The following is a 7,880-nucleotide window of genomic DNA, read 5'->3' as shown; positions in this document are numbered from 1 at the left end:
CGATGCCGAGGTCGCGCACCCGCCACGACTCGGCGTCGACCTTCTCCTGGAAGGCGGCTTCGAGCCGGTACGCGCGGACGGTGTCGATGCCGTTCAGGCCGCTGATCAGCGCCTGCGCCCGTTCGGCCTGGACGACCCGCTGCCGCCGGTACAGCGGAGCCGACCTGGGCAGGTACCAGCGCAGGGCCAGCGCGTACGCGGGCAGCGCGCCCGCCCCCGCCAGGCCGAGCCGCCAGTCCAGGCCGAACATGCCGGCGGTCGCGATGACCACCAGCACACCCGCCGCGAACACCGTGGGGAAAGCCGTCCGGATGCCCTTGGACAGCACCGCCACGTCGTCGCCGACCCGGGACAGGACGTCGCCGCGGCCGACCTCCTCGACGCGCGCGCTCGGCATTCCCAGCACGGACCGGACGGCGCCCTCGCGCAGCCGCGCGAGCAGGCCCGCGCCGAGCCGTCCGATCAGGTACGCCGACGACGCGGTGGCCGCCGCGCCGAGCAGCGCGGCGCCCGCCAGCAGGGCCCCGATCGCGACCAGGACCGAACGCGGTTCGTCCTGGACCACCGCGTCGACCACCCGGCCGAGCAGCAGTACCGGCAGCACCTGGAACGCCGCCCCGGCGACCGTGGTCGCGACGGTGGAGACCAGCAGCCAGGGCACTTCGCGGCAGTACGCGACGACCCAGCGGACGGCCTCGCGTCCGGTCGCCGTGCGCAGCGTGGCCGGGGCGGCGCGCGTGTCGGTGGGGCTCATGCCTAGGCGACCGATTCGACCATCTTGTCGATCGCGTACGGCAGGGAGAGCAGCGTGCTCTGCGACATGGCCGCGCCGACCGCCGGGCCCTCGCTGTCCAGCAGGTACGACACCTTGCCGTCCTTGACGGCGGGGAGGTTGGTGAACAGCTCGAACTTCTTCAGCGCTTCCTGGTCCGCCTTGTCGTTGATGACGAAGATGCGGTCGACGTCGATGAGGTCCATGCGCTCGGGGGACAGCGTGGTGAAGAACTTGCCGTCCGCGATCTCGTCGATCTCGGTGGCGCCCTTGAAGCCCATGCCGGTCAGCAGCTGCCCGCGCACGTCCGTCGTGGTGAACGGCGCGACGGCGCCCTCGTACCAGGACAGCGCGACGGCGGTCTGGTCGGCGAACTCCGGGTGCTCCTTACGGGCGGTGTCGAGCTTGCCCTGGATGTCCTGCACCATCTTCTTGCCCTCGGCCTCCCGGCCGAGCGCCTTGGCGATGTGCACCGCGTTGTCCTGCCACGGCGCGCTGAACGGCTCCTTCTCGCCCTTGGTCCGCCCCACCGTCGGGGCGATCTTGGAAAGCTTGTCGTAGGCGGCCTGGTCGATCTCGGAGTAGACCGCGATGATCAGGTCGGGGCGCAGCTCGGCGATCTTCTCGAAGTTGGGGCCGGAGTCGCCGTTCTTCATGACGACCTCCGGACGGGCGTCGCCCCACTTGTCCTTCACCCAGGGCCACTGGGTGTTGATGTCGGGGGACTCGCCGGGCGGGTTGGGGTACTGGTCGACCATGCCGACCGGCTTGATCCCGAACGCGAGGATGGCCTGGTCGTCGGTGTAGCCGACGGAGACGACCCGTTCGGGGGCCTCGGTGATCTCCGTGGAGCCGAACGCGTGCTCCACGGTCACCGGGAACACGCCGCCCGCGGCGCCCGCGGCGGAGGAGCCGCCGCCCGACTCGTCCGTCGAGCCGGAGCCGCACCCGGACAGCAGGCCGACGCCGAGGACCGCGGCGGACGCCGCCGCCGCGATCCGGCGCAGGGACTTCGTCATGATCGGTCGATCGAGGAGCACTCGAAACCCCTTGCTTTCGTGCAGTTCGCCGCGAGCCCGTCAGGACGGACGAACCCCAACCAGAAAGAAGGCAAGGCTAACCTAAAAGGATCAACCGCTCCATAGTGGGGCACGTCTGGAGTCATGCCTGGCCGGGACGGACGTGCGCGCGGCCGATCGGCACGATGAGCGGGCGGTCGCCGACCGGGTCGTCGATCACTTCGGCGCGCAGCCCGAACGCCTCGTGCAGCAGATCGGCGGTGATCACGTCGCGCGGGTGCCCCTGCGCCAGGATCGTCCCCGCCCGCATCACGACGAGGTTGTCGCTGTAGCGCGCCGCCAGGTTGAGGTCGTGCAGCACCATGACCACCGTGCGTCCCGACTCGTGCAGGTCGTCCACCAGGTCGAGCACGTCGATCGCGTGCGCCAGGTCGAGGTAGGTCGTCGGCTCGTCCAGCAGCAGCAGGTCGGTGCCCTGGGCCAGCGTCATCGAGATCCAGACGCGCTGGCGCTGCCCGCCCGACAGCGAGTCGACCGGCCGTCCGGCCAGGTCCGACACCCCGGTCATCTCCAGCGCGCGCTCCACCACGGACGCGTCGTCCGACGACCACTGCCGCAGCCAGCTCTGGTGCGGGTGGCGGCCCCGGGCGACCAGGTCGGCCACCGTCAGGCCCTCCGGCGCGACCGGCCCCTGCGGCAGCAGGCCGAGCTTCTTCGCCACGTCCCGGGTCTTCATCCCGGCGATGTCCGCGCCGTCCAGGACGACCGTGCCCCGGGCCGGCTTGAGCAGCCGCGCCAGCGTCCGCAGCAGGGTCGACTTCCCGCAGCCGTTCGGCCCGATGATCGTGGTGATCACCCGCGGCGGGATCGCCACGTCCAGGCCGTCGATGACGTTCCGGCCGCCGTAGCCGACCGCGATCCCCTCCGCCGCCAGCCGTGCGGTGCCGGCACCGGCGACGGATCCTGCCCCGTCCTGAGCGGTCACGAGATCTCCTTTACCTAGCCCGCTGCCCGTTTGAGATTCGCCCGCACCAGCAGGTAGACGAGGAACGGCCCGCCGATCGCGGCGGTGACCACGCCGACCGGGAGGCCGACCGGCAGCGCCGTGCGCGCCAGCACGTCCGAGCCGGTCAGAAGCAGCGCGCCCACCAGCCCGGACACCAGCAGCGGCGGCGTCGGATGCCGCGCCAGCCGCATCCCCGCCTGCGGCGCCACCAGCGCGACGAACGGCACCGGCCCCGCGGCGCTCACCGCCACCCCGGCCAGCAGCACCGCGCACAGCAGCATCACCGCCCGGACCCGCGAGTACCGGACGCCGAGTCCCGCCGCGACCTCGTCGCCGAAGTGCAGCGGCCGGAACTGGAACGCGGCGCCCGCGACGACCGCCAGGAGCACGACCGTGCACCACAGCGCCGTCCACACCTCGTCCCACGAACGGCCGTCCAGGGAGCCGACGAGCCACGCCTGCGCGCGCGCCACGTCCCTGATGTCGGCGGTGACCAGCAGCCAGTTCGTGAGCGCCTGCGTCACGGCGCTCACCGAGATGCCGATGAGGATGAGCCGGAAACCGTCGATGCCGCGCCGCCACGCGAGGAAGTAGACCAGCAGGCCCGTCCCGAGACCGCCCGCGAGCGCCGCCGCGGACAGCCCCACGGTGCCCGCGATCGCCGCGGCGGCCCCGCCCGACACCGTCACCAGGAACACCGCGACCACCCCGGCGCCCCCGGTGATCCCGAGGATGTCCGGGCTGGCCAGCGGGTTGCGCGCGATCGACTGGGTGATCGCGCCGGAGACGCCCAGCGCGAACCCCACGACGAGCCCGGCCAGTGCCCGCGGCATCCGCAGGTCCATGATCACGAACCGGTCGACCCGCTCGCCGCCGCCGAAGATCGTGGCGATCACGCGGGGCAGGCCGATGGAGAAGTCGCCGAAGTTGATGGACAGGCAGAACACCAGGAAGGTCGCGGCCGCCAGCAGCAGCGTCACGAGCACCAGCCACGGCCGCCACACGAAGGACACGCGGCCGAGCCGCACGCCGGGCGTCACCGAAGGCTTCACGTCTGTTCCGGTCATGCGTTCTTGAACTTTCCGCGCCACACCAGGACGGCGAAGAACGGGGCGCCGAGGAGCGCCACGACGATCCCCGCGTCCAGCTCGCCCGGCCGCACGACCAGGCGTCCCACGATGTCGCAGACCAGGAGCACGACGGCGCCGAGCAGGCCCGCGTACGGGACGAGCCAGCGGTAGTCCGGGCCGGTCAGGTACCGGCCGACATGGGCGACCATGAGCCCGAGGAACGCGATGGGCCCGCACGCCGCCGTCGCCGCGCCCGCCAGCAGCGTGATCGCGAGGACGGCGACGGTGCGGTTGCGCGCGATGTTCACGCCGAGCCCGCGCGCCACGTCGTCGCCCAGGTTGAGCAGGTTGATGGCGGGCAGCGTCGCCAGCGCCAGCGCCAGCCCGGCCGCGATGAACGCGGTCACCGGCCAGATGACGCCGAACCCGACACCGGCCACCGAGCCCGCGTTCCAGAACCGCCACGCGTTCAGCGCCGCCTGGTCCGAGAGGGAGATCGCCGTCGTCATCGCCGCGAGGAACACCGTGACCCCCTGCCCGGCCAGCGCGAGCGTCAGCGGGTTGCCCGCGCCCCGGCCGATGCTCGCCAGCCCGAACACGACGACACCGGCGACCCCCGCCCCCAGGAACGCGAACCAGACGTACTGGAACGGATTGCTCAGACCGAACACGGAGATCGCCGTCACCACGGCCACCGAAGCGCCGGAGTTCACGCCGAGCAGCCCCGTGTCGGCGATCGGGTTGCCGCTTGGCCCCCTGAATCAGCGCCCCGGCGACCCCCAGGGCGATGCCCGCCACGATCGCGAGCATCGTCCGGGGCACCCGCACGGTCTGCACGATGAGCTTGATTTCGGTGAGGTGCCGGTCGGTGTCCGAAGGGGGGAACAGCCCGCGCCAGACGTCGCCGGGACCGAGCGCCCGCGCGCCGACGGCCAGCGACGCCGCCGCCACGACGACGAGGGCCGCCACGAGCACGCCCAGCCCCGCGACCCGCCGCCGGCGGACGGCCTCGATCCGCGGCGCGGGCCGCTTCTCAACGGTCGTGTTCATCCACGTACATCGAGTCCGGCTAGCACCACTTTTCCTCCGAAATCAGGATGAATGAGGTGAGCCTAACCTAAAGGGCTTTTCCTTTTTCCGTGGCGTCGGCCGTCGGACGTCAGGCCAGGTCTTCCACCAGGAGGTCGACGGTCGCCTCCTCGTGCAGCGCGACGCCGAGCGCGGCCATGGCGGGCGACAGGCCCGGGTCCCACACCGCCTCGACCGGACGGCCCGCGAGCGGCAGCGGCGGGACGCCGCGGTCCCGCGCGCGAGCGGCGAGCGCCTCGTAGTCGTCGGCGCGCAGCCGCCAGGGCCGGGCCGCGTACCGGTCGACGATCCGGTTCGCCAGCGCCACCCCCGGCCAGTCGAAGTCGCCGTGGTAGGCGAACCGGCACCCGGCGTCCGCGAGGGCGTCGAGGAGGGTGAGCACGACCGTGGACGCGCTGCCCGACGTGCACACCAGCGGCCGCGCGCACCCCGCGTCGGCCGCCGCCTCCACCACACGCGGGTTCTCGCAGATGTGGACGAGCGTCCCCGCCGGCACGGACGGACGGAGCGCGCGCAGGTCGCGCAGCGTGAGATGGGACTCCGCGTGGTGCGCCGCCCGCTCCCGCAGCGCCCGCGCGCGCCAGCCGTCGCCGTCCGGACGGAGCCCGTACGCGAGCACCGTGCCGGAGATCTCGTCCGGGACCACGGACGCCGCCCGCCACAGCGCGCGCCGCCCCGCCGCGTCCTCGGGGAGTTCGACCCCGTGCGCGAGGGCGATGCCGCGCTGGACGAGCCGGGCGAGCCACGTCCCGTCGTCCAGGCCGTGCGCCGAACCGGTCGCCTCGGTCGCCAGTTCGCCGCGGCTCCGGGTGCCCGGGCCGGCCGCGTCGAAGAGGACGGCGAGCACGTCGACCGCCTGGCCGAGCGTCCGCGCCGCCGCCTCGGGGGCGACGCCCCGCGGGACGTGGCGCGGCGCAGCGCGTCCGTCCAGTCGCGGGCCCACGCCTCCCCGGCGAGCGCGACGGCCGCCACGGCCGCCGCGAGCCCCGACCACGTCCGTTCGCGCCGCGCCCGCGCGTCCTCCCGGGCGGCGCGGCGGTCGGTGAGCGGCGGCCGAGCGCGGCCAGGGTCTCGGCGAGGCCGAGCCGCCGACGGCGGACGAGCGCAGCCGCGCGTCCAGGTCCGCGAGCCGCACCGTCACGGCCCCGCCGGTGACCGGGCGTCCGAGCAGTTGCGCCAGTTCGGTGCGTTCCCGCAGGTCGAGGCCCGTCAGCCGCAGCGCGCCGGTGGCTTGCAGGCCGTTGCGCTCCAGGCGTTCGCGCGTCCGGTCCCAGAGGCGGGCCAGGCCGGGGCCGCCCAGCCAGTCCCGCGCCGCAGCGGGGAGCGCGCTCACACCGCCGCCAGGCGGCGGTGGCGGCCGTCCCACGTGTAGTGCAGCGTCGCGACGCCCCGGGCGTGCGGGTCGCGCAGGCACTCGTAGATGTGCAGCGACGGTACCTCCGGCCAGTTGCCCATGAGGCGCTCGCTGGTCAGCACGAAGTCGAGGTCGAGGTCGACGAGGATGCGGCCCAGCCGTCCGTGCGTCGGCTCGTCGACCTTCGCGAACGCGTCGTCCAGCAGGATCAGCCGCGGCGCGTGCGGCGCCGACCCGCCGAGCGTCGTGAAGTGCGCGGCGGCCGCGGCGAACAGCACCAGATAGGACAGGACGCGCTGCTCGCCCTGGCTGAGCCCGGTACGTCCGGTGAGGCGGCGTTTGCGGCCCGGGTTCGCGTCCTCCACGACGAACGTGTGGAACCGGAACCACTCCCGGTAGTCGAGCGCGGCGCGCAGGTGGGCGGCGTAACCGGCGGACGGGTCGGCGCGGCGGGCGTCCTCGATCCGGCGGTGCAGCACCTCCCGCAGCCGCTCGGTCTGCTCGCGCGGCCGCAGGCTCGCCGGGCTGCGCAGCAGCTCGACGGCCGCGCGGACGTCCGCGTCGACGTCCTCGCCGAGCCGCCACTGCAGCTCCACGCCGAGCCCGTGCGACGTCCGCACCGTCCGCAGCGTGTCGTTGAGCGCCGTGACCAGGTTCTCCGCGGTGATGACCTGGGTGGACAGGTGGTCGCCGAGCTCGCCGGTCAGGAACCGCTGGAACACCTCGCCCTCCCGCTCGGTCAGCCTGCCGCGCGCCTCGGCGGCCCGCTCGGCGATCCGCCTGCCGACCTTCGCGACGTCGTGCGAGCCGTGGTCGTCGACCAGCCGGCACGTCTTGATCCCGTCGTCCTCGTCGAGCTGCGCGTCGTACCCGCCCGCGAGCTGGTCGCGCAGTTCGGTGTGCCGGTTGAGCAGCGTGGAGTCCGACACGTCCGCCTTGGGGCGGTCCAGGCCGGTCCGGACGGCACCGGCCAGTTCGCGCAGCGCCTGGATGCGGCTCCGGGCGTCGGCCCCCGGATCGTCGGAGAGCTGCGCGGGCAGCGACGCGCGGTCGAGCCCGGCGCCGTCCACGACCTCGGGGCGGGCGAGGGCGCGCCGCAGGACACCGCCGACCGTGATGACCGTCTTCTGCTGTTCCGCCAGATCGCCGAGGACGCGTTCCTCCGCCTCCTCCGCCCGGACGCGCCCGTCGCGCAGGCCATCGGCGTCCCGCCCGGCGCCCGGGACGACACGGGCGATGCCGTCGATCGCGTCCTTCGCCGCCCGCTCGCGGGCCAGCAGCTCCTCCTCCGACGAGCCGATGCTCTCCGCGAGAGTTTCGAGCCGCCCCCGCGCGTCCCGCAGCACGCCGGACCTGCCGCGGTACTCGTCCTCGGCCTTCACCCGCTTTCCCCGCGCGGCCTCGTACCGGCCGTGGTCGGCCCGGTCCCGGGCGAGCCCCTCGGCCGTCCCGCGGACCGCCCGGCCCAGCGTGCCGATGCGCTCGACCAGGCTGTCCAGCGCCGTCCCGACCCGGCCGAGGGCGACCCGGTCGGCGGGCAGGTCGTGCGCCGACGCGGCCGCCTCCGCGT

At 73.9% G+C, this 7,880-nt stretch carries 7 protein-coding genes and 1 pseudogene; all 8 read right to left on the bottom strand.

The genetic code is table 11. From position 1 onward, the window contains the following. A partial coding sequence (locus BJF79_RS27335) for an ABC transporter transmembrane domain-containing protein (RefSeq protein WP_143220203.1) occupies positions 1-754 on the bottom strand: 754 nt, incomplete at its 3' end. Positions 755-756: 2 nt separating this feature from the next. After that, positions 757-1,791: an iron-siderophore ABC transporter substrate-binding protein gene (locus BJF79_RS27330; RefSeq protein WP_075901645.1), complete on the bottom strand. Its 1,035-nt coding sequence runs from the start codon at positions 1,789-1,791 to the stop codon at positions 757-759. A gap of 142 nt (positions 1,792-1,933) precedes the next feature. Next, a complete protein-coding gene (locus tag BJF79_RS27325; protein WP_075901643.1) occupies positions 1,934-2,776 on the bottom strand; it encodes an ABC transporter ATP-binding protein in 843 nt (280 codons plus the stop codon). A gap of 14 nt (positions 2,777-2,790) precedes the next feature. Further along, positions 2,791-3,864, bottom strand: a complete 1,074-nt coding sequence (locus BJF79_RS27320; RefSeq protein ID WP_075901641.1) for a FecCD family ABC transporter permease — start codon at positions 3,862-3,864, stop codon at positions 2,791-2,793. Next, positions 3,861-4,553: a FecCD family ABC transporter permease gene (locus BJF79_RS27315; RefSeq protein WP_262402659.1), complete on the bottom strand. Its 693-nt coding sequence runs from the start codon at positions 4,551-4,553 to the stop codon at positions 3,861-3,863. Before BJF79_RS27315 ends, BJF79_RS27320 begins: the two co-directional genes overlap by 4 nt. Positions 4,554-4,677: 124 nt before the next feature. Continuing rightward, a pseudogene (locus BJF79_RS61850) lies at positions 4,678-4,917 on the bottom strand (iron ABC transporter permease); the annotation flags it as partial. 109 nt (positions 4,918-5,026) lie between these two features. Then, entirely contained in the window at positions 5,027-6,289 is a 1,263-nt protein-coding gene (locus tag BJF79_RS27310; RefSeq protein ID WP_262402658.1) for a TIGR02679 family protein, read from the bottom strand. After that, positions 6,286-7,880: TIGR02680 family protein (locus tag BJF79_RS27305; protein WP_075901639.1), on the bottom strand; the 1,595-nt coding region annotated here is incomplete at its 5' end. The genes BJF79_RS27305 and BJF79_RS27310, both read right to left, overlap by 4 nt.

This window comes from Actinomadura sp. CNU-125, from assembly GCF_001942465.1.
GTDB lineage: Bacteria > Actinomycetota > Actinomycetes > Streptosporangiales > Streptosporangiaceae > Spirillospora.
Note: the sequence above shows the minus strand (reverse complement) of the source record. Positions and strands in the feature narration are given on the sequence as shown.

Coding starts and splice junctions, on each gene's coding strand:
- BJF79_RS27330 (WP_075901645.1), bottom strand. CDS start 1,791: ATGACGAAGTCCCTGCGCCGGATCGCGGCGGCGGCGTCCGCCGCGGTC.
- BJF79_RS27320 (WP_075901641.1), bottom strand. CDS start 3,864: ATGACCGGAACAGACGTGAAGCCTTCGGTGACGCCCGGCGTGCGGCTC.